Here is a 19,843-nt window from a genome sequence, read left to right as displayed (position 1 = left end):
AACCGGCACACCTGACTTTTGTCATCCCTGGCCGGTGACGCCCGCTCACTACCCGGAACACCGCGGCGAGCCGAACATGATCAGTCATGGGGAACGTGTTGGAAGTCCGCGCGGCGCGCCACCGGTACGGCGGCACCCGCGCCCTGGACGGGGTGGACCTGGACGTCGGTGCCGGGGAGTGCGTGGCGCTGCTCGGGCCGAACGGTGCCGGGAAGACGACGCTGGTGAACCTGGTGACCGGCCTGCTCCACCCGCAGGACGGCGGCCGGATCCGGGTCGGCGGCGGCGATCCGCGGATCGCCGCGACCCGGCGGCGCCTCGGCGTCGTGCAGCAGTCGCTCGGGTTCCCGAACACGCTGAAGGTCGGAGAGCTGGTCACCGGCGCCGCCGTGCGCGGAGGCTTCCCCCGCGCCGCGGCAGGCCCGGTGATGGCCGAGCTGGACCTGACCGAGCTGGCCGGGCGCCGGGCGACCAAGCTCTCCGGCGGCCAGCGGCAGCGGCTGCAGCTGGCCATGGCGCTGGTGACCGAACCGGCGCTGCTCGTGCTCGACGAGCCGACCACCGGCCTCGACGTGCCGGCGCGCAGGCGGTTCTGGCAGGTGCTGGCCGAGCGCCGCGCGCGCGGCACCGGCGTGCTGGTGACCACGCACCTGATCGAGGAGTCCGGCGCCGTCGCCGACCGCGTGGTGGTGCTGGACCGCGGCCGCATCGTGGCCGCCGGGCGGCCCGAGGAGCTGATGTCCCGGCTGCCCGACCGCACGGTCACCGCGAGGACCGCGCTCGACCAGGCCCGGCTGCGCGAATTGCCCGAGGTCGTGTCGATCAGCCGCGACGGCGACCACGTCCGCCTGGGCACCCGCAGCCCGGAGGCGCTTCTGCGCGTGCTCCTGGCCGAAGATCCGCACCTGGCCGATCTCCGCGTCGAGGGCGCGGGTCTGGAGGAAGCCGTGGTCGGCCTGACCGGACGGAGCGCCGCATGAACGCCAGGATCTTCGGCGTCGAGGTCGCGGACGAGCTGCGGGCCATCTTCCGGGAGCCCACCGCGCTGTTCTTCTCCATCGTGATGCCGGTCGGGTTCTTCACCCTGTTCGTCTCGCTGTACGGGAGGATCCCGGCCGGTCCGGTCCCGGTCGGGACCGGCATGCTGGCGACCTTCGGGACCTTCGCCGTGCTGTCGGTGTCGTTGACCAACCCCGGGATCACCGTCGCGGGAGACCGCGAGCGCGGCTGGCTGCGGGCGAAGCGGGTGTCCGCCGTGCCGATCGGCGTGACGCTGGCCGCGAAGCTGGTCGCGGTGCTGCCCTACTCGGCCGGGGTCCTGCTGGCCATGACCGCCACCGCCGCCCTCACCGGTTCGCTGAACGTCTCGGTCGTCGAGCTGCTGCGCGTCTTCGCCGTGCTGGTCCTCGGCGCGCTGCCGTTCGCGCTGCTGGGCCTCGCGGTGGGTTTCCAGGCCGGACCGAACGCCACCGCCGCGATCCTCAACGCGATCCTGTTCCCGTCGGCGGTGCTCTCCGGCCTGTGGATGCCGCTGGAGGTCCTGCCCGCGTTCTTCGGTCACATCGCGCAATTCCTGCCGACCTACCACCTGGCGCAGCTGGCGCTCGCCCAGCTGGCCGGCGAGGGCGCCGCGCCGCATGTGCTCGTGATGCTCGGCGCGACCGCGGTGACCGCGGCGCTCGCCGCGATGTCGTACCGTCATGCCCGATCATGAAAACGTGCGCACGGCTCGGCCGCTGGATCCACCTCGTCTACCTGGCGAACCTGCTCTGGGGCCCGGCCCTCGACCCGAGATCGACCTGGGTGGACTGGGCGCTGGCGGTCGCCGTGATAGCCGCGGTCGCGCCGATGTACCTGCTCGCCTGGCACCGACCGGCTCGCGCGCGCTGGTGGTGCACCGTGCCGACCGCTGTGCTCGGCGCGGCCATGACGCCGGTCAACTCCGGCGCCGCGGTGCTGTTCGTCTACGCCGCGGCGTTCGCGGGCGTCTCCGAATCGCGGCGGACCGCCCTGCGCTGGTTCGTCGGCCTGTCGGTGCTGGTCAGCCTGTTCTCCGTGGTCTCCACCGTGCCGATGCCCTGGCGGCTCTACGGCCTCATCCCGTCGCTGGTGCTCCTGTGGGCCATCGGGACGATGCAGATCAACTGGGTCGAGCGGGACCGCGCCGCGGCGGAACTGCGCAGCCAGAACGCGCGCATCGAGCACCTGGCCACCCTGGCGGAGCGCGAGCGCATCGCGCGCGATCTGCACGACCTCCTCGGCCATTCGCTGACGGCGATCGTGGTGCGGGCGGCGCTCACCAACGAGCTCATCGGCCGCGATCCCGACCGGGCGCGAGGCGAAGCCGCCGAGATCGAAAGCACCGCCCGCGCGGCGCTCACCGAGATCCGCGACGCCGTCACGGGCTGGCGGCAGGCCAGCCTCGACTCCGAGCTGGAGGCGGCGCGCCACGCGCTGTCGAGCCTCGGCGTCGACGTCGTCGTGCGGCGCGATGAGAAACTGGCGATCGTGGGTTCCACCGAGCACGAAATGGCGTTGGCACTGCGCGAGGCGGTGACCAACGTCGTCCGGCACGCCGCCGCGACGACCTGCCACATCGGGCTGAAGGCCCAGGACGGCGAGCTCCAGCTGGTGATCGCCGACGACGGCGTCGGCGGCGACGCGCCGGAGGGCAACGGCCTGTCCGGCATGCGCGAGCGGATCGCCGCGCTGGGCGGCCGGGTGCAGCGCACCGGTTCGGCGGGGACCACGCTCACCGTCGCGGTGCCGCTGCGGGTGGCGACCTAGATGGGCGCGGAGATCCGGATCGTGCTCGCGGAAGACCAGGGCATGGTCCTCGACGCGTTCGCCGCGCTGCTGGACCTGCAGCCGGACGTCAGCGTGGTGGCGACGGCGGGCAACGGCGACGAAGCGCTGGCGGCCGTCGAGCGGCACCGGCCCGACATCCTGCTCACCGACATCGAAATGCCGGGGCGAACGGGACTCGAAGTGGCCGCGGAGCTCCACCGGGCCGGCGATCCGGTGCGGGTCCTCATCGTCACGACCTTCGCCCGCAGCGGCTACCTGCGGCGCGCGCTGGACAGCGGCGTCGCGGGATACGTGCTCAAGGACGCGCCGATCGCGGAACTGGTGGCGGCGCTGCGCCGCGTGCACGCCGGAGAACGCGTCGTGGCACCGGAATTGGCGATCGCGGCGTGGGATCACGCGGATCCGCTCACCGACCGGGAACGGGAACTCCTGCGCGAGGCCACCACCGGCGCGAGCAACGCCGAGCTGGCGCGCCGCCTGAGCCTCGCCGAGGGCACGGTCCGCAACTACCTGTCGACGGCGATGGCCAAGCTCGGCGCCCGCAACCGCATCGAGGCGGCCAACACCGCCCGCGAACGGGGCTGGCTCTAGAACTCGTCCTGCGGGCGGCAGTGCGACGGTTTCGCGCGAAACCGCCGCTTCCGAGGCCAGGGCGAGGCACCGATTCCGCGCATGCGCCAAGTGTTGGGCGTTGCGCAGGGCAGAATCCCTCGCATGGGTGAGCGCAAGATCGGTTTGGTCGCGACGATCGCCGTCGCCGTCGTGGTCTTCGGGGGCGCCAGCGTCGCCTTGCTCATCTTCGATCCGCGGACCACCGGCGCCGATGCCCTGCGAACCGGCGGGCTGGCGGCGGGATCGGTGGTCGCTCTCTACGCCCTGTGGCTCAACGACCGGCGCCGACGCGTCGAGGAGAAGCGGCAGGAACTCGACAGCCAGCGGCAGGAGCTGGATCGGCAGCGGTACGCGCTCGAACAGCAGCGGCAGGCCCTGGAAGACCGGCGGACCGACCAGGATCGGGACCGCGCCGCCGATGAGCGCTTCGCGCGGTCGGTCGAGCTGCTCGGCAACGAGGCCGATCAGGTGCGGGTCGGCGCCATGCACGCCCTCGCCGGGCTCGCCCGCAGCAATCCCGACTACACCCAGACCGTGCTCGACGTGCTCTGCTCCTACCTGCGGCGACCGTTCGAGCATCCGAAGTGGACATCGCCCTCGGAGTTGCCGGCGGATCCCGACGAATGGCCGGATGCCGGGCCGGAGCAGGAGCGCGAACGGTACGTCCGGCAGACGGCGCAGCGCCTGATCCAAGAGCTGCTGCCCAGCACCGCCGACCCGGATCCGGAGATCTACGAGCTCGATCTGACCAGGGCTTGGCTGGAGCGGTTCAACCTGTCCGACCGGGTCGTGGGCCGCATCGCCGCCTACCGGTGCCGGTTCCGGCACACCACGAACTTCAACCGCGCCGTCTTCCACGGCTCGGTGCACCTCCGCGACAGCGTCTTCGTGGGGCGGATCAGGGCGGAGGAGACCCGGTTCCGGCAGCGGCTGGAGCTGCGCGGGATCGTCACGCACGGGCCGGTCGGTTTCGAGCGCGCCGAGTTCGAGGGTGCCGTGGACCTCAAGGGAGTCGTGTGCCGGGAAGGCGTGTACTTCGACGGCGCGGTGTGCACCGCACCGCTGGATCTCCGCCGCGCACGCTTCCTCGGCAGAGCCGACCTGCACTTCGCCGAGCCCGCCCCGACGGCGCAGCTCGACGACATCGAGATCGCCGGGTGGTCGCGGCTGCCGGGCGCCTGGCAGGTTCCGGGAACCGATCACGCAGTCGATCTCACCGGGCAGAATCCCTCGCATGGGTGAACGCAAGATCGGGCTGATCGCGACGATCGCCATCGCCGTCGTGGTCCTCGTCGGCGTCAGCATCGCCTTGCTGGTCTTCGATCCCCGGACCACCGGCGCGGATGCCCTGCGGACCGGCGGGCTGGCCGCCGGTTCGGTCGTCGCGCTCTACGCGCTCTGGCTCAACGACCGGCGCAGGCGCGTCGAGGAGGAGCGGCAGAAGACCGAGCGGCAGCGCCACGAGTTGGAGAACCGCCGGGCCGACCTCGACCGCGACCGGGTCGCCGACGAGCGCTTCGCCCGCGCCGTGGAACTCCTCGGGCACGAGGCCGATCAGGTCCGGGTCGGCGCGCTGCACGCCCTCGCCGGGCTCGCCCGCAGCAATCCCGACTACACCCAAACCGTCCTCGACGTGCTCTGTTCCTACCTGCGGCGACCGTTCTGGCACCACCGCCACAGCGATAACGCCCCGGCGTCCGCCGGAGCCCCTTTGAACACCGACGGCGACGGGCCGGTGCAGTGGTCCCGGGACGCGAAGGACGGGGCCGAGCGGAAACTGCAGGTGCGGCTGACCGCGCAGCGGCTCATCGCCGACCTGCTCCCGGCCACCGGTGACGAGGCCGCCCCGGCCTACGACCTCGACCTCACCAACGCCTCGCTGGAGTACTTCGACCTGTCCGACCGGAAGGTCGGGTCGTTGCTCCTGCGGTACGGGAAGTTGTTCAGCGACAACAACTTCAGCCGCTGCGAGTTCCACGGCGACGTGTGGTTCACCGGCACGGCGGTCGGCGCCGGGCGGCTGTACGGGCGGTTCCGCTGCGACGACGCGGTTTTCCACCAGCGCGCCTGGTTTCCCGGGGTCGAGTTCAACGGCCGGTCGAGCTTCCGGCGGACCCGCTTCCACGGCCAGACGAGGTTCGCCGACAGCCGGTTCGCCGGCTCGGTGTTGATGACGCAGGCGGAATTCCACGGCCCGGCCGATTTCCGCGCGGTCCACTTCGAGCACGACGCCGACCTGAGCGGCACGACGTTCCACGACGAGGCCCAGCACACCGGCATCACGACCAGCCCGGACCGCGAGGTCGTCCTCCCCGACGACTGGCAGGTCGCGAGCGCGTAGCGCGAGAAGGGTGGCCGGGCGCCGGGTCGGGGGCGGAGCGCCCGGCCACCATGCGGTCCGGCGAGGGGAGGGGGTTTCGCCGGACCTGGCCTCGGTCAGATGCGCAGGCGCGCAAGGGTTTCGGTGTTCAGGCAGTGCCGCCCGGTGGACTCCGCTTCCCGTTGTCGCTCGGCCTCGACCTCTTCGATCAACTGCCACACGTTCAACGCGCCATCACCCGCACCTGCATGCTGCGCGCGCGGAGCGCGGACCAGCAGCATGCTCGCGATCAGCACGTTGACCAGGACCAGAGTGCTCACCTGAAGCCAGAACATCGTTGTCTCCTCATCGCCAAAGGTTTCGTTTGCGCTGGTCAGGACCCGTGCGTACTTAGTGTCGCCATAGCAGCAAAAAGTGCTCACGGGCCCGTGACCCACCGGGCGCTGATGCGCCGCCAGCAGTCCATGCCGGTGTAGACACTGGGAGCCGAACTCAGGAAGCTCCGCAACTCCCGCGAGCTCTCGGCTGATCAGATCGCGGATCTCCTGGGCTGTTCCCAGGCCAAGGTGCGGCACATGGAAAACGGCCGCACAACCCCGTCCAAGGCAGAGCTCAAGGTTCTGATGGACCACTATGGACTGCCTGAGGAACGACGGGCCACCTTGGAGGAAACGCGAGGGGAGGCCCGCCAACGCAGCTGGTGGTCAGCGTATCGGCTAACGAGTTGGTTCCAGGAGTACGTGGGCCTGGAGACGGATGCAGTAAGCGTCCGAACCTTCGAAATCGAAATCCTGCCTGGCCTTCTGCAGACGGAGGCTTACGCTCGCACGGTCCATGTGCTTGGCAGCCACGTCACTGCGCCTGAAGAAGTGGATCGGCAAGTGGCTCTCCGGCTCAAACGGCAGGAACGTCTGGTCAACGAGCCAGCACTCGACTTCCACGCCGTGATCTCTGAAGCAGCGTTGGCTCGCTGTGCCCATCAAGAATCGATCGCGAACGAGCAGTTCGCCCACTTGCTTCGCATGTCCAAGAGACCGAACGTGTCGATTCGAGTTCTCCCTTTCGAAGCCGGCCTGCACAACTCGATGACAGGTGCCTTCGTCCTTCTCGATTTCCCGCCAGACACTTGGTCTCCCGCGGTGTACCAAGAGCACGCCGTTGGTGGTCATCTCAGTCACGATCGCGCGCTAGTCTCGGGACTCAGTTCCGTCTTCGAGGACCTGCGCAGCCGTGCTCTGGCGGAGTCGGCCAGCCACAAGGTGATCAGTAGATACGCGCAGAGGTGAGTGTCATGGAAGTTTGGCGGAAGTCCAGCTACAGCGGCCCGAGCAGCAACTGCGTCGAGGTCGGCCTCGGGGTCGACGCCGTTGGGGTGCGGGACACGAAGGATCGCGACGGTGGGCACTTAGCCGTGCCGGTGTCGAGCTGGCACCGGTTCATCGGCGCCGTCAAGGGCGGCTTCTTCGACCGCTAGCGGATGAGCGAACGGCCCGTTCGCCTCGATAGACGAGGTGAACGGGCCGTTCGCGTCAGCTCTGGATCAGCCGAACAGCTTGGGGAGGGTGCCTTCCCAAGCTTCGCGCAGCTCCGCCAGCGGGATGTCCGCCACGTCCTGGATGTCGAGCGACTGCGCGCCCGCGTCCGCGACGCCGACCTTGGCCCACGGGAGGCCCCGGGCCGAGCACATGTCCGTGAAGCGGAGCTCCTCGGTGCGCGGCACCGCCACCAGGATCCGGCCCGCCGACTCGGAGAACAGCCAGACGAACGGGTCCACGCCTTCCGGCAGGACCACTCGGGCGCCGCACTCACCGATCAGCGCCGTCTCCACGAGCGCCTGCGCCAGGCCGCCCTCGGAGAGGTCGTGCGCCGCCGAGATCATGCCGTCGCGGGAGCCCGCGAGCACGATCTCCGCCAGCAGCTTCTCGCGCGCCAGGTCGACCTTCGGCGGCACGCCGCCGAGGTGGTCGTGGGTGACGCGCGCCCACTCCGAGCCGCCGAGCTCCTCGTGCGTCTCGCCGAGCAGCAGCAGCGTTTCGCCTTCCTCGCCACCGATTCCGGTGGGGATGCGGCGGGTCACGTCGTCGATCGTGCCCAGCACGCCGACCACCGGCGTCGGCAGGATCGGCTTCGCGCCGGTCTGGTTGTAGAAGCTGACGTTGCCGCCGGTCACCGGGATGCCCAGCTCCTGGCAGGCGTCGGCCAGGCCGCGCACCGCCTGCTGGAACTGCCACATCACCGCCGGATCCTCCGGCGAACCGAAGTTCAGGCAGTTGGTGACCGCCACCGGCGTGGCACCGGTGGTCGCCACGTTGCGGTAGGCCTCGGCCAGCGCCAGCTGCGCGCCCGCGTACGGGTCGAGCCGGGTGTAGCGGGCGTTGCAGTCGGTGGCGACCGCGATGCCGCGCCCGGTCTCCTCGTCGATGCGCAGCACGCCGCCGTCCGACGGCTGGGCCAGCACGGTGTTGCCGCGCACGTACCGGTCGTACTGGTCCGTGACCCACGCCCGGGAGCACAGGTTCGGCGACGCCGCCATCCGCAGGATCGTCTCCCGCAGTTCGTCCGATGTGGACGGCCGGGTCAGCGTGTTCGCGCTGTCCGCGACGATCAGGTCCTGCTCGGCGGGTCGCTCGACCGGCCGCTCGTAGACCGGGCCCTGGTGCGCGACGGTCCGCGGCGGCACGTCCACCACGAGCTCGCCGTGCCAGAAGATCTCCAGGTTCTCGCCGTCGGTGACCTCACCGATGACGTTCGCGGTGACGTCCCAGCGGCGGCACACCTCCATGAACGCGTCCACGTTGGACGGATCCACGACCGCGCACATCCGCTCCTGCGACTCGCTGGAGAGGATCTCCGCCGGGGTCATCCCGGTGGCGCGCAGCGGGACCTGGTCCAGGTCGACCCGCATGCCGCCGTCGCCGGCCGACGCCAGCTCCGACGTGGCGCAGGACAGGCCCGCGCCGCCGAGGTCCTGGATGCCCACGACCAGTCCGGCGTGGTACAGCTCCAGGCAGCACTCGATGAGCACCTTCTCGGCGAACGGGTCGCCGACCTGCACGCTGGGCAGCTTCTTGCGGCCGCCACCGCTCTCGTCGCCGTCGAACGTCTCCGACGCCAGCACTGACACGCCGCCGATGCCGTCGAGGCCGGTGCGCGCGCCGAACAGGATGATCTTGTTGCCCTTGCCGCTGGCGTGCGCCAGGTGCAGGTCCTCGACCTTCATCACGCCCACGCACATGGCGTTGACCAGCGGGTTGCCCGCGTAGCACTCGTCGAAGACGACCTCGCCGCCGATGTTCGGCAGGCCCAGGCAGTTGCCGTAGCCGCCGACGCCCGCGACGACGCCGGGCAGCACGCGCTTGGTGTCCGGCGCGTCGGCCGGGCCGAAGCGCAGCGGGTCCGCCACCGCGACCGGACGGGCGCCCATCGCCATGATGTCGCGGACGATGCCGCCGACGCCGGTGGCCGCACCCTGGTAGGGCTCGACGTACGACGGGTGGTTGTGGCTCTCCAGCTTGAACGTGACCGCCCAGCCGTCGCCGATGTCGACCACGCCCGCGTTCTCGCCGATGCCCGCGAGCATCTTCTCGCGCATCTCGTCGGTGGTGGTCTCGCCGAAGTACTTCAGGTGCACCTTCGACGACTTGTAGGAGCAGTGCTCGCTCCACATCACCGAGTACATGGCCAGCTCGGCGTCCGTGGGCCGGCGGCCCAGGATCTCGCGGATCCGGGCGTACTCGTCGTCCTTCAGCCCGAGCTCGCGGAACGGCTGGTCGACGTCGGGGGTGGACTTCGCGTGGTCGACGCTATCCACATTCACGGTGCTAGTCACGCTGCCACCAGTGCATCCAGAACGGACAGGAACATGCCGAGGCCGTCATCGGTGGGGCCGGTCAGCGGGTCGATCGCGTGCTCCGGGTGCGGCATCATGCCCGCGACCCGGCCGCGCGCGTCGGTGATGCCCGCGATGTCGCGCCGCGAACCGTTCGGGTTCTCGCCCGCGTAGCGGAACAGCACCCGGCCTTCGCCTTCGAGCTCGTCGAGGACGGCCTCGTCGGCCACGTAGTTGCCCTCGCCGTGCTTGATCGGGATCAGCAGCTCGGCGCCCGCGTCGTAGCGGGTGGTCCAGGCGCTGCTGTTGTTCTCCACCTTCAACCACTGGTCGCGGCAGACGTAATGCAGGCCCGCGTTGCGGGTCAGCACTCCGGGCAGCAGCCCGGACTCGCACAGGATCTGGAAGCCGTTGCACACGCCGAGCACCGGCATGCCCTTGCGGGCGGCCTCGACGACCTCGGTCATGACCGGGGCGAACTTGGCGATCGCGCCGCAGCGCAGGTAGTCGCCGTAGGAGAAGCCGCCGGGGACGACCACCGCGTCCACGCCCTTGAGGTCGTGGTCGGCGTGCCAGAGGGCGACCGGTTCGGCACCGGCACGGCGCGCCGCGCGGGCCGCGTCCACGTCATCGAGGGTGCCGGGGAAGGTGATGACGCCGATCTTCGCGCTCATGCTTCCACCCGGCGGACGGTCCAGTCCTCGATCACCGGGTTGGCCAGCAGCGTCTCAGCGATCTTGGCGAGCGTGGCGTCGTCGACGTCGTCGGCGACCTCCAGCTCGAACCGCTTCCCCTGGCGGACTTCGGTGATGCCGTCGAAACCGAGACGGGGCAGCGCGTTCGCCACCGCCTGTCCCTGCGGATCGAGGATTTCCTGCTTCGGCATGACGTCGACAACGACTCGGGCCACGGGTGCTGCTCCCGGTTTCCGTGCAGATCCGCCGGGACCCCGGCGGATGGCCAGCAGTACCGCCAAAGGGTAACTGAGCTGGGAGTTCACCCTGCCGGGCAGGGGCCAGAGGTGCGGCGTGGCTCACGACACCCTTCCCATAATGTGTCTTGCGCCACATTTTTCGCACGTTGTCTAAACCTTTCGCCGATCGGACGTCTATTACGACCGGGGCACCGAAACCCGGGCCCCGCTTGCGGTTACCTAGGGGGAACGCACACCGATGCGCACAATCAAGACGCTGATGGCGGCCGGCCTGCTCGCCGGCCTCGCGCTGACCACCACCGTGCCGGCGATGGCGGCGCCGAGCCCCGGCCCGGCGGCCGTTGCACCGGTCGAGGACGCACTGCTGACCGCCGACAAGTCGCAGGTCCGGGCGGGCAACACGCTGGTCCTGCGGCTGGAGCACGGCACCGAAGGCGTCAACTGGATCTCGTCGGCGGCGTTCGTGCGCAACGGGGAGCACCCGTTCGGCGCGGACGAGGGCCTGGCCCAGGTCGTGAACGACCGCGACGGCAACGCCGAGGCGGTGGCCACCATCGCCGACGTCGAGCCCGGCGAGTACACCGTGCACACCCGCATGGGCGGCGGCGCGGGCCCGACCATGAAGATCACCGTCACGGAGTGACTCGCCGGAAGATCACCGTCACGGAGTGACCTCGCGAGAGGGGCGTCCCCGACCAGGGGCGTCCCTCTCGGGATTCAGCTGATCGCATAAACCCGTTCACCCGCAGCGAGAACCGTCGTGGTGCCCGAGCCGGTCGGGCAGGGTGCCCATATGCGGATCCTGGTTTTGGGCGGAACGGTTTTCCTCGGGCAAGCGGTGGCGGCCGAGGCTCTCCGGCGAGGGCACGACGTCGTCTGCGCGGCGCGCGGCACGGGCGGCAACATTCCTGACGGCGCGAAGCTGGTGACGGTGGACCGGGAGCAGGGCCTCGGCTCGCTCGCCGGGGAACGGTTCGACGCCGTGGTCGACGTGGCGCGTAACTACCGGTGGGTGCGGGACGCCCTCGACGTCCTGGGCGCGACGGCCGGGCACTGGACGTTCGTGTCCACCATCAACGTCTACGCCGACAACGAGACGCACGGCCTGAGCACCGACGCCGAACTGCTGGAGCCGATCACCGACTCCGACGACGTGAGCACGTCCGAGTCCTACGGCGGGATCAAGGTGGCCTGCGAGAACGCGGTGCGCGCCGCGGTCGGGGACCGGGCCTTCGTGCTGCGCCCCGGCCTGATCACCGGGCCCAACGACCCCTCGGACCGGTTCGGCTACTGGCCGGCGCGGATGGCGCGCGGCGGTCGCGTGCTCGTGCCGGACGCCGACCACCCGACCCAGCACGCCGACGTGCGCGACCTGGCGGCGTGGATCGTGGACGCCGGGGAACAGGGCATCACCGGCACCTTCGACGGCACGAGCCCGACCACGCCGCTCAACGAGCTGCTGTCGCAGATCGCCGAGCTGGTCGCGCCGACGGGCACCGAACTCGTGGCCGTCGCGCCGGAAGACCTGACCGAGGCGGGCGTGCAGCCCTGGGCAGGCCCGAAGTCGCTGCCGTTCTGGCTGCCGGAAAGCCACCAGGGCATCGTCGCGCGCAACGCGCGCCCCAGCCTGGACGCGGGCCTGCGCATCCGGCCGCTCGCCGAGACGGTGTCGGCGGCGCTGGAGACCGAGCGCTCGCTGGGCCTGGACCGAGAGCGTCGAGCGGGGCTCACCCCGGAGGAGGAAGCCGAACTCCTCGCCGCCCTCCCCCACCGGACCCGGTGACCTCGCCGAAGGCCCAGGCACGGTGACCTAGGCACCGCGCCAGACGTCGTCACCCCACCCCCGCCGTCACCCCACCCCCGAGGTTCAGACGTGATGATCCCGGTGCAGTTTCAATTGAAACTGCACCGGGATCACCGGCGTGTCGCACCCCGACACTCCGACGGCTGTGGACAACTCCCGCAATTTCAATGGAAATCGAAGGTCCGATTTCCATTGAAATTGCGGTCCACCAGGGGTGGGGAGTCGGCGTGGGAGGTGGGTCGATGGCCTTCCTTCCGGGGTCGGTGGAGCGTGGAAGAGTGGAGGTGCTCGCTCATCTAGGAGGAAACACCGTGCAGATCACCCACTTCGGACACGCGTGCGTGCTGATCGAGACCGACTCGGCGCGGCTGCTGATCGACCCCGGCACGTTCTCCGCCGACTTCGAAGACCTCCGCGACCTCGACGCCGTGCTGATCACGCACCAGCACTTCGACCACCTCGACCTCGACCGGCTGCCGGCCCTGCTCGCCGCCAACCCGAACGCCCGGCTGGTGGCCGACCCGGGCTCGGCGCCCGCGATCTCCGAGAAGGGCCTGGCCGCGACCACCGCGCGCCCCGGCGAGTCGCTGGAGCTGGGCGGCGCGTCGATCAACGTCGTCGGCGGCACGCACGCGGTGATCCACCCGGACATCCCGGTGATCGACAACATCGGCTACGTCGTCGACCACGGCGCCTTCTACCACCCCGGCGACTCGTTCTACGTGCCGGAACAGCGGATCGAGGTGCTCGGCGTGCCGACCGGGGCGCCGTGGCTGAAGCTCTCCGAGGCGGTCGACTTCCTGCGTGCGGTGGCGCCGCGAGCGGCGGTGCCGATCCACGAAGCGGTGCTGGCGAACCCGAACATGCACTACCGCATGTTCGAGCAGCTCGGCCCGAAGGACACCGCCCTCGAAGTCCTGACCAAGGGAGCCCAGACCGCGGTCTGACCCGGCAGCGGACGCCGAAGCGTCCCGACGCGGGCCCGCCGGTTTCGCGCGAAACCGTCACCGGCCACGCGTGAGACCGCTGGTTTCGCGCGAAACCGTCATCCGCAGACTCGCTGCGCCCCGCCACGGGAGCGACCAAGCGGCGATTTCGCGCGAAATCACCCCCGGCCACGCGTGGGATATGGCGATTTCGCGCGAAACCGCCCTCTCCTCGGCGTGTTGCGCCTCGCGGCGGGCCGCAGGTTCAGTCGTCGTCGCGGTCGTCGTCCTGGTCGGCGATGTCGTGGTGGTCACCGTGCTGGTCGTCCAGGTGGTCGTCCAGGTCGAGGCGGTCGTCCAGGTCGAAGCGGTCGTCCAGATCGAAGCGGTCGTCCAGGTCGAGCTGGTCGTCGCAGTCGTCGAAGCGGTCGTCGACATCATCGCGGTCGTCGTCGAACCGGTCGTCCGCGTCGTCGAACCGGTCGTCCGGGTCGTCGAAGCGGTCGTCCGGGTCGTCGTCGAAGCAGACCGGGGCCGGTTGGGCGACCGGGGGCTGGTCGACCGGGGTCGCCGCCCGCGGGGTTTCGACCGTGCCGGTGTCCGCGGCGAGCGCGGCGCCGGTTCCGCCGAGGCCCACCAGCGCTACCGCCGCCACCACCGCGAGCCAGGTTCGCTTCGTGTTCCGAATCCGCATCGTCCTCGTCCTCCATTGGCCGCTTTCGCCTGACGAGAACCAGCTTGGGCGCCCACCGTGAGGCGGCCCTGAAGGTCGAATGAAGGGGTTCTCATCCGCGGGCCGGCGTCGCGGAGCGGCGGGCGAACGAGGCATAGGTGACCGGCCGCGCGCCGTGGTGCAACGCCAGGTCCACGGCGTCCAGGAGCGCTTGTCTCGCGGCCGGTTTCCGCAGCTCGGCGGCGTCCATCGCGAGCCGGACCGGTCGCCCGCGGCGCGCTGCCCGCTCGACGCCCAGCACCAGTGCCCGGCACCACCACGGCTCCGCACGCTCGCCAGGGCCGAGCATCCGGATCCGCGCCCGGTGCACTTGGCCGGTCGTGAGATCCCGGACCCCCATCGCGTCCGCGCAGACGGAGAATCCGCGCCGCTGCAGCGCGGTGACCGTGCCGGGCGAGGCGAGCCAGCGCGGCGGGATGAAGCTGTTCGTCCTCAGTCCGACCTGTTCGAGCACCGCCGACGCGGCCGCCAGCCGCAGCCCGGCTTCGTGCGCCGGCAGCTGGGCGGCCGGGGCGAGGCGGGCGCGCAGGCCCGGGGACAGGCGGGCGAAGCCGTGCAGGCTGATGGCATCGCGCCGCGTCAGGCGCTCGGCCACCCAGTGCAGCAGCGGGGACTGCGGGTTCCGCGCCTCGAGGTGATCCGGGCGCGGCGAGATCAGCAGGGACAGCGGGACCTGGCGGCGGTCCAGTTCCGCGGCGAATTCCGCGCACTGGTCCAGCACCCGGAGCCCAAGGCCGGACAACGACACGACGAGCGGCGTGCTCACGGTCCCTCATTCCGCCTGGTCCGGGTGTCCACGACCTGACGGCCAGGTGTCGCCCCGGCGCAAATCCGGCGAACCTCCACGCCGCCACTTTCGGCAGGCCAGGTCCCGGCGCGACGCCGACACGCCGACGCATACTCCGACCGGGGGGAAGGCAGCGGCTCCCGAGCTGTGCGGGGCTACTGCGTGGGGGCGAGCCAGTCCGCGAAGGAACGGCCGGTGATCCGCTCGTACGCCTCGACGTAGCGGGCGCGCGTGGCGTCGAGGACGTCAGCCGGCAGCGGGGGCGGCGGGGTGTCCGAGGCGCGGTCCCAGCCGGACGCCGGCGAGGTCAGCCAGTTGCGCACGTACTGCTTGTCGAACGACGGCTGCACCTTGCCCACCTCGTACCCGTCCGCCGGCCAGTACCGCGACGAGTCGGGCGTGAGCACCTCGTCACCGAGCACCAGCGAACCGTCCCCGGCCAGGCCGAACTCGAACTTGGTGTCCGCGAGGATCACGCCGCGACCGCGCGCGTGCTCCGCCGCCCGGCGGTAGACCAGCAGCGTCAGGTCGCGCAGCTCCGCGGCGCGATCCGCGCCCAGCTGCGCGGCGACCGCATCGAAGCTCACGTTCTCGTCGTGCTCGCCGATCTCGGCCTTCGTCGCCGGGGTGAAGATCGGTTCCGGCAGCTCGGACGCCTCGACGAGCCCGTCGGGCAGCTGCACGCCGCACACCGCGCCGGTGCGCTGGTAGTCGGCGAGCCCGGAGCCCGTCAGGTAGCCGCGCGCCACGCACTCCACCGGCAGCATCTCCAGCCGCTTCACCAGCAGCGCGCGACCGCGCACCTCGCCGGGGATGCGCGGGTCGTCGGCGGCGACCAGGTGGTTCGGCATCACGTCGGCGAGCAGCTCGAACCAGAACACGCTCATCGCGGTCAGCACCCGGCCCTTGTCGGGGATCGGGGTGTCGAGCACGTGGTCGTACGCCGAGATGCGGTCGGAGGCGACCAGCAGCAGGTGTTCGTCGTCCACGGCGTGCAGCTGGCGAACCTTGCCGGCCGCGATCTGGGGGTAATCGGCGAGTGCAACCACGTGCGGATTGTCTCGCACCGGGGCCAGGGCACTCGCACGCGGGCCGGTGGTAAGAACCGGCGTGGGCCGTCCGGACCAGCCCCGATCGAGCACAGGAGGACTTCGTGACCGAGACATTCACCGACTGGCTCCGCCAGCGCAGCGAGCCCGACTGGACAGCGGTCGTCACGCACCCGTTCACCGGGGCCCTGTTCGACGGGCTGGTGCCGGTCGAGTCGATGCGCTCCTACCTGGTGCAGGACTACCAGTTCGTCGACGACTTCCTGGCGCTGCTGGGTTCCGCGCTGGCCAAGGCGGATCGCTACTCATCGCGGCTGGCGATCGCGGGCAGCATCGCCGTGGTCACCAGCGAGGAGAACACCTACTTCCAGCGCTCGTTCGACGCGCTGGGCGTCGGCGAGGCGGACCGGGTGCGCCCGGTGCTGGACGAGGCGACGGTGGCGTTCCGGGACGTGATGACCGACGCCAACGCGAACGGCAGCTACGCCGAGGTGCTGACGGTGCTGACCGTCGCGGAGTGGACCTACCTGGAGTGGGCGATGCGCGCGCCGGCCTCGCTGCCGGAGAACTTCGTGCACGCGGAGTGGATCACGCTGCACAACAACCCCGGCTTCCAGGGCTGGGTGCGGTGGTTGTGCGGCGAGCTCGACCGGATCGGCGCCGACCTGGACGAGCGCGAGCGGGCCCGCTGCCTGCGCGTGTTCCAGCAGGCGACCCGCTGCGAGCTCGACTTCTTCAACGCCCACTGGAAGTGATCGGGGCCTTTGGGGTTTCGCCACCTGGCCTGCCCCGAGCGCGGCGTGGGCCCTGCGGTGAGAGGCGGCGGTTTCGCGCGAAACCGCCCCTCGCAGGCGTGGCGGACACCGGTTTCGCGCGAAACCGCCGCGCGGAGAAGCACCCGAAAGGCTCATGAGAAGGCTCGTTGCAGCCCGTCGAAGGCCTGCTCGGCGAGGGGTTCGATCGCCGCCGCGATCTCCTCGTGGTCCGCGCCGTCGAGCGTTCTCCTGAAGATCTCCTCCAGCAGCACGCGGTACGTCGTCGTCGCTTGTGCCGCCAGCAGCTTCGCGGTGAACTCGTCGAGCTCCGGCGCCAGCGCGTCGGTCAACGCCCGTTCCCGCTGCTCGTGGATCTCCCGCAGCCGGGCCTGCAGCGTCGGGCTCCCGCTGATCACGCGGACGAACTCCGCCCCGGAGAAGCCGATCAGCGCGTCGCGCCGGGCCAGCGCCTCGAAGTAGGCGCGGCGCAGCGCCGCCGGCGCCGACTCGCCCGGCTCGCGCTCCAAAACCGTCTGCGCCGGCCCGGCGACCAGTTCCTCGTGCATGTCGAGGAGCAGGTCCTCCTTGCGCGGGAAGTGGTTGGTGACGGTCATCTTCGCCACCCCGGCCGCGGCCGCCACCTGCGCGATCGTCACGTTTTCGAAGCCGTGCTCGATGAACAGCCGCGTCGCGACGTGCGAAATCTCCTGCCTCGTCTGCCGCTTGCGCCGTTCCCGCAGTCCCTCCGTGCTCATGACTGGTCCGCCTCTCCGCGATCCACAGCGGTGGTTGCGTTCAGCCCACTCTCCCGTTGCGTGGTTTCTCGCGGCTGGTTCGCGTCACTGTCCCCTGGGGCGCGGTTGAGGCGGGCTGAGGTTGGCACAGGGCTCATGCCGCCAGCCTAGTCATCAGGTTAGGTCACGCCCAAATAATGTACTTGACCTAATTATTGGGTTCAACCTAAGTTAACCTCCGTTGCTCGATGCGAGGAGGTGCGATGACGGTTGCGAAAGCCGCCCCGGCGGCGCGATCGGATGACGAGGTTCCAGCCCAGCTGTGGCGGATGGCCGGAGTCCTGCTGCTCGGCGCGGTGCTGGGCGGGCTGGACGCCACGATCGTCAACGTCGGGATCGACGCGATCGCCGGCGAGCTGCGCAGCCCGCTGAGCACGATCCAGTGGGTGTCGACCGGATACCTGCTGGCCGTGTCGCTGGTGATGCCGATCTCCGGCTGGGCGTCCGAGCGGTTCGGCGCCAAGCGGATGTGGCTGGTCTCGGTGGCCCTGTTCGTCGGCGGGTCCGCGCTCTGCGGCATCGCCTGGTCGGCCCCGGCGCTGGTCGCGTTCCGCGTCCTGCAGGGCATCGGCGGCGGGATGATGCAGCCGATCGGCCAATCGATGGTCGCCCAGGCCGCCGGATCCAAGATCGGCCGCGTGATGGGCGTGACGTCGATCCCGGTGATGCTCGCGCCGGTGGTCGGCCCGATCCTCGGCGGCGCGATCGTGCAGAGCCTGGACTGGCGCTGGATGTTCCTGATCAACCTGCCGATCGGGCTCGTCACGCTGTGGCTCGCGGTGCGGGTGCTGCCGTCCGAGCCGGGCACCGCGAGCGGCAACCGGCTGGACGCCGTCGGCCTGCTGCTGCTCCCGCCCGGGCTGGCCGCCGTGGTGCACGGGTTCACCGCGGCCGGGGCCGCCGGCGGTTTCGGTTCAATGTGGACGGTGGCTTCGCTGGCCGCAGGAGCGGCCTTGCTGATCGGCTACGGCGTGCACGCGCTGCGGGGCCGGGGCACGCCGCTGATCGACCTGCGCCTGTTCGCGCGCCGGGGATTTGCCGCCGCCACCGGCAATTCGTTCCTGCTCGGCGCCTCGCTCTACAGCTCGATGCTGCTGATTCCGCTTTACTACCAACAGGTCCAGCACGTCGGCCCGCTCGCCGCCGGGCTGCTGCTCGCGCCGCAAGCGCTGGGCACCGCGATCACCACGTTCGCTGCTGGGCGGCTCTCCGACCGGATCGGATCGCGACCGCTGCTGCTCACCGGCATCCTCGTGGCCCTGGCCGGAACGGTGTCGTTCACCCAGCTCGCCGCCCAGCCGCCGGGCTGGTTGCTGACCGCCTCCCTGCTGCTGCGCGGGATCGGCATGGGCATGACGATGGCGCCCGGCATGGCCGCGGTCTACCGGAGCGTGCAGCGGCACGAGGTTCCCCGGGCGGCCAGCGCGTTGAACGTGCTCAACCGGATCGGCGGATCGCTGGGCACCGCGCTGCTGGTGGTGGTGTTGCAGGGCTCGTCGGCGCCGGAACCGGCGGCCGCGTTCGGCGACACCTTCTGGTGGGCGTTCGGCATCACCGCGTTGAGCCTGATCCCCGCATTCCTGCTGCCCGCCGCGAAGGAGGAGCCGAAATGACCTTGCGCCTGATGAGCGTGCACGCCCACCCCGACGACGAATCCAGCAAGGGCGCCGCCACCCTGGCCCGCTACGCGGCCACAGGTGCGGAAGTGCTGGTCGTGACCTGCACCGGCGGGGAGCGCGGCGACGTGCTGAACAAGCGGCTGGACCGCCCCGAGGTGCGGGCGGACCTGGCCGGGATCCGCCGACGGGAGATGGCCGCCGCCGCGGAGATCCTCGGCGTGCGGCAGCGGTTCCTCGGGTTCGTCGACTCCGGGCTGCCCGCCGGCGGCGAGCCGCTGCCGGACGACTGCTTCGCCGTCCAGCCGCTCGACGTCGCGGCCCGGCCGCTGGTCGCCGCGATCCGCGAGTTCCGGCCGCACGTGGTCATCACCTACGACGAGACCGGCGGCTACCCGCATCCCGATCACATCAGGACCCACGAGGTGACCGCCGCCGCCTTCGAGGCGGCCGCCGACCCGGCGCGCTACCCCGGCGACGGGCGGCCGTGGCAGCCGCTGAAGCTGTACTACCAGGCCGCGCTGTCCCGGGCGTGGTTCGAGGCGCTGGACGAGGCGATGACGGCACGCGGCCTGGAGTCGCTGTTCGCGCCGGTGCTCGCCGACTGGCCGGACAGCGCGCCGAACCTGGCCGTCACCACCCGGATCCGGTGCGCGGAGCACTTCGAGACCCGGGACCGGGCGGCGCTCGCGCACGCCACGCAGATGGACCCGGACCACCCGTTCTTCGCGCACCCGCGCGAGGTCGAGCGGGAGGTGTGGCCGACCGAGGACTACCACCTGGCCCGCAGCCTGGTCGACACGACGTTCCCGGAGGACGACCTGTTCGCCGGGATCACGGTCTCGTGAGCACTTTGGGTCCAAAGTGCTCACGAGC

At 70.8% G+C, this 19,843-nt stretch carries 22 protein-coding genes; 14 read left to right on the top strand and 8 right to left on the bottom strand.

The features are described from left to right. Positions 1-86: 86 nt before the first annotated feature. The 6 genes from ACWEV3_RS19370 to ACWEV3_RS19345 all read left to right on the top strand — a co-directional run bounded on the left by ACWEV3_RS19370 (position 87) and on the right by ACWEV3_RS19345 (position 5,761). Entirely contained in the window at positions 87-980 is an 894-nt protein-coding gene (locus tag ACWEV3_RS19370) for an ABC transporter ATP-binding protein (RefSeq protein ID WP_452615198.1), read from the top strand. Next, positions 977-1,714, top strand: a complete 738-nt coding sequence (locus tag ACWEV3_RS19365) for an ABC transporter permease (protein ID WP_452615197.1) — start codon at positions 977-979, stop codon at positions 1,712-1,714. Before ACWEV3_RS19370 ends, ACWEV3_RS19365 begins: the two co-directional genes overlap by 4 nt. After that, positions 1,711-2,787, top strand: coding sequence for a sensor histidine kinase (locus ACWEV3_RS19360; RefSeq protein WP_452615196.1), 1,077 nt, complete (start codon positions 1,711-1,713; stop codon positions 2,785-2,787). The genes ACWEV3_RS19365 and ACWEV3_RS19360 overlap by 4 nt, the downstream gene beginning before the upstream one ends. After that, on the top strand, positions 2,788-3,399 hold the full coding sequence (locus ACWEV3_RS19355; RefSeq protein WP_452615195.1) for a response regulator: 612 nt from the start codon (positions 2,788-2,790) through the stop codon (positions 3,397-3,399). Positions 3,400-3,522: 123 nt separating this feature from the next. Then, entirely contained in the window at positions 3,523-4,662 is a 1,140-nt protein-coding gene (locus ACWEV3_RS19350) for a pentapeptide repeat-containing protein (protein WP_452615194.1), read from the top strand. Further along, positions 4,655-5,761 carry a pentapeptide repeat-containing protein gene (locus tag ACWEV3_RS19345; protein ID WP_452615193.1) on the top strand — a complete coding sequence of 369 codons (1,107 nt, stop codon included), beginning with the start codon at positions 4,655-4,657 and terminating at the stop codon, positions 5,759-5,761. Before ACWEV3_RS19350 ends, ACWEV3_RS19345 begins: the two co-directional genes overlap by 8 nt. 95 nt (positions 5,762-5,856) lie before the next feature. Here ACWEV3_RS19345 and ACWEV3_RS19340 read toward each other — a convergent pair whose 3' ends face one another. Further along, entirely contained in the window at positions 5,857-6,372 is a 516-nt protein-coding gene (locus tag ACWEV3_RS19340) for a hypothetical protein (protein ID WP_452615192.1), read from the bottom strand. On the opposite strand from ACWEV3_RS19340, the gene ACWEV3_RS19335 reads away from it, so the two are divergent. Together ACWEV3_RS19335 and ACWEV3_RS19330 are read left to right on the top strand one after the other, a co-directional pair. Continuing rightward, positions 6,274-7,026: a helix-turn-helix domain-containing protein gene (locus tag ACWEV3_RS19335; RefSeq protein WP_452615236.1), complete on the top strand. Its 753-nt coding sequence runs from the start codon at positions 6,274-6,276 to the stop codon at positions 7,024-7,026. The two genes, ACWEV3_RS19340 and ACWEV3_RS19335, sit on opposite strands and share 99 nt — an antisense overlap. A gap of 5 nt (positions 7,027-7,031) precedes the next feature. Then, positions 7,032-7,214, top strand: a complete 183-nt coding sequence (locus ACWEV3_RS19330; protein ID WP_452615191.1) for a DUF397 domain-containing protein — start codon at positions 7,032-7,034, stop codon at positions 7,212-7,214. Positions 7,215-7,280: 66 nt separating this feature from the next. On the opposite strand, the gene purL is transcribed toward ACWEV3_RS19330, so the two are convergent. From purL to purS, 3 genes are read right to left on the bottom strand one after another with little or no spacing between them, the layout of a single operon-like run. Next, positions 7,281-9,569, bottom strand: coding sequence for a phosphoribosylformylglycinamidine synthase subunit PurL (gene purL / locus ACWEV3_RS19325; RefSeq protein ID WP_452615190.1), 2,289 nt, complete (start codon positions 9,567-9,569; stop codon positions 7,281-7,283). Continuing rightward, positions 9,566-10,243 carry a phosphoribosylformylglycinamidine synthase subunit PurQ gene (gene purQ / locus ACWEV3_RS19320; RefSeq protein WP_358580838.1) on the bottom strand — a complete coding sequence of 226 codons (678 nt, stop codon included), beginning with the start codon at positions 10,241-10,243 and terminating at the stop codon, positions 9,566-9,568. Before purQ ends, purL begins: the two co-directional genes overlap by 4 nt. Further along, the gene (purS, locus tag ACWEV3_RS19315; RefSeq protein ID WP_452615189.1) at positions 10,240-10,479 is read right to left on the bottom strand and encodes a phosphoribosylformylglycinamidine synthase subunit PurS; all 240 of its coding nucleotides are present in this window, start codon (positions 10,477-10,479) and stop codon (positions 10,240-10,242) included. Before purS ends, purQ begins: the two co-directional genes overlap by 4 nt. 262 nt (positions 10,480-10,741) lie before the next feature. Here purS and ACWEV3_RS19310 point away from each other — a divergent pair, with 262 nt between their 5' ends. From ACWEV3_RS19310 to ACWEV3_RS19300, 3 genes are all read left to right on the top strand, one after another. After that, entirely contained in the window at positions 10,742-11,146 is a 405-nt protein-coding gene (locus ACWEV3_RS19310) for a hypothetical protein (RefSeq protein WP_452615188.1), read from the top strand. A gap of 150 nt (positions 11,147-11,296) precedes the next feature. Next, entirely contained in the window at positions 11,297-12,286 is a 990-nt protein-coding gene (locus ACWEV3_RS19305; protein ID WP_452615187.1) for an NAD-dependent epimerase/dehydratase family protein, read from the top strand. A gap of 332 nt (positions 12,287-12,618) precedes the next feature. Continuing rightward, the gene (locus tag ACWEV3_RS19300; RefSeq protein WP_452615186.1) at positions 12,619-13,254 is read left to right on the top strand and encodes an MBL fold metallo-hydrolase; all 636 of its coding nucleotides are present in this window, start codon (positions 12,619-12,621) and stop codon (positions 13,252-13,254) included. Between the two features lie 244 nt (positions 13,255-13,498). Here the strand turns inward: ACWEV3_RS19300 and ACWEV3_RS19295 are convergent, their stop codons facing one another. The 3 genes from ACWEV3_RS19295 to ACWEV3_RS19285 form a co-directional block, all read right to left on the bottom strand. After that, on the bottom strand, positions 13,499-13,927 hold the full coding sequence (locus ACWEV3_RS19295) for an ATPase (protein WP_452615185.1): 429 nt from the start codon (positions 13,925-13,927) through the stop codon (positions 13,499-13,501). Positions 13,928-14,018: 91 nt separating this feature from the next. Then, a complete protein-coding gene (locus tag ACWEV3_RS19290; protein ID WP_452615184.1) occupies positions 14,019-14,732 on the bottom strand; it encodes a DUF2334 domain-containing protein in 714 nt (237 codons plus the stop codon). Between the two features lie 176 nt (positions 14,733-14,908). Beyond that, the gene (locus ACWEV3_RS19285; protein ID WP_452615183.1) at positions 14,909-15,802 is read right to left on the bottom strand and encodes a phosphoribosylaminoimidazolesuccinocarboxamide synthase; all 894 of its coding nucleotides are present in this window, start codon (positions 15,800-15,802) and stop codon (positions 14,909-14,911) included. 104 nt (positions 15,803-15,906) lie between these two features. Between ACWEV3_RS19285 and ACWEV3_RS19280 the strand changes: the two genes are divergently transcribed. Then, positions 15,907-16,557 (top strand): TenA family protein, encoded by a 651-nt coding sequence (locus ACWEV3_RS19280; protein ID WP_452615182.1) that lies wholly within the window; start codon positions 15,907-15,909, stop codon positions 16,555-16,557. A gap of 152 nt (positions 16,558-16,709) precedes the next feature. On the opposite strand, the gene ACWEV3_RS19275 is transcribed toward ACWEV3_RS19280, so the two are convergent. Continuing rightward, positions 16,710-17,312, bottom strand: coding sequence for a TetR/AcrR family transcriptional regulator (locus ACWEV3_RS19275; protein WP_452615181.1), 603 nt, complete (start codon positions 17,310-17,312; stop codon positions 16,710-16,712). Between the two features lie 242 nt (positions 17,313-17,554). Here ACWEV3_RS19275 and ACWEV3_RS19270 point away from each other — a divergent pair, with 242 nt between their 5' ends. Then, complete coding sequence (locus ACWEV3_RS19270) at positions 17,555-18,964, top strand: MDR family MFS transporter (protein ID WP_452615180.1); 1,410 nt, start codon at positions 17,555-17,557, stop codon at positions 18,962-18,964. Beyond that, positions 18,961-19,815, top strand: a complete 855-nt coding sequence (mca, locus tag ACWEV3_RS19265) for a mycothiol conjugate amidase Mca (RefSeq protein ID WP_452615179.1) — start codon at positions 18,961-18,963, stop codon at positions 19,813-19,815. Before ACWEV3_RS19270 ends, mca begins: the two co-directional genes overlap by 4 nt. Positions 19,816-19,843 lie beyond the last annotated feature (28 nt).

The sequence above is a fragment of the Saccharopolyspora sp. NPDC003752 genome (assembly GCF_053605825.1).
Note: the sequence above shows the minus strand (reverse complement) of the source record. Positions and strands in the feature narration are given on the sequence as shown.

What these genes read in the sequence shown, in the direction of transcription:
- ACWEV3_RS19345 (WP_452615193.1), top strand. Translation starts at nt 4,655, where the DNA reads ATGGGTGAACGCAAGATCGGGCTGATCGCGACGATCGCCATCGCCGTC.
- ACWEV3_RS19330 (WP_452615191.1), top strand. Translation starts at nt 7,032, where the DNA reads ATGGAAGTTTGGCGGAAGTCCAGCTACAGCGGCCCGAGCAGCAACTGC.
- ACWEV3_RS19270 (WP_452615180.1), top strand. Translation starts at nt 17,555, where the DNA reads ATGACGGTTGCGAAAGCCGCCCCGGCGGCGCGATCGGATGACGAGGTT.
- mca (WP_452615179.1), top strand. Translation starts at nt 18,961, where the DNA reads ATGACCTTGCGCCTGATGAGCGTGCACGCCCACCCCGACGACGAATCC.
- ACWEV3_RS19295 (WP_452615185.1), bottom strand. Translation starts at nt 13,927, where the DNA reads ATGCGGATTCGGAACACGAAGCGAACCTGGCTCGCGGTGGTGGCGGCG.
- ACWEV3_RS19365 (WP_452615197.1), top strand. Translation starts at nt 977, where the DNA reads ATGAACGCCAGGATCTTCGGCGTCGAGGTCGCGGACGAGCTGCGGGCC.
- ACWEV3_RS19355 (WP_452615195.1), top strand. Translation starts at nt 2,788, where the DNA reads ATGGGCGCGGAGATCCGGATCGTGCTCGCGGAAGACCAGGGCATGGTC.
- ACWEV3_RS19305 (WP_452615187.1), top strand. Translation starts at nt 11,297, where the DNA reads ATGCGGATCCTGGTTTTGGGCGGAACGGTTTTCCTCGGGCAAGCGGTG.
- ACWEV3_RS19275 (WP_452615181.1), bottom strand. Translation starts at nt 17,312, where the DNA reads ATGAGCACGGAGGGACTGCGGGAACGGCGCAAGCGGCAGACGAGGCAG.
- ACWEV3_RS19350 (WP_452615194.1), top strand. Translation starts at nt 3,523, where the DNA reads ATGGGTGAGCGCAAGATCGGTTTGGTCGCGACGATCGCCGTCGCCGTC.
- purQ (WP_358580838.1), bottom strand. Translation starts at nt 10,243, where the DNA reads ATGAGCGCGAAGATCGGCGTCATCACCTTCCCCGGCACCCTCGATGAC.
- ACWEV3_RS19370 (WP_452615198.1), top strand. Translation starts at nt 87, where the DNA reads ATGGGGAACGTGTTGGAAGTCCGCGCGGCGCGCCACCGGTACGGCGGC.
- ACWEV3_RS19310 (WP_452615188.1), top strand. Translation starts at nt 10,742, where the DNA reads ATGCGCACAATCAAGACGCTGATGGCGGCCGGCCTGCTCGCCGGCCTC.
- ACWEV3_RS19360 (WP_452615196.1), top strand. Translation starts at nt 1,711, where the DNA reads ATGAAAACGTGCGCACGGCTCGGCCGCTGGATCCACCTCGTCTACCTG.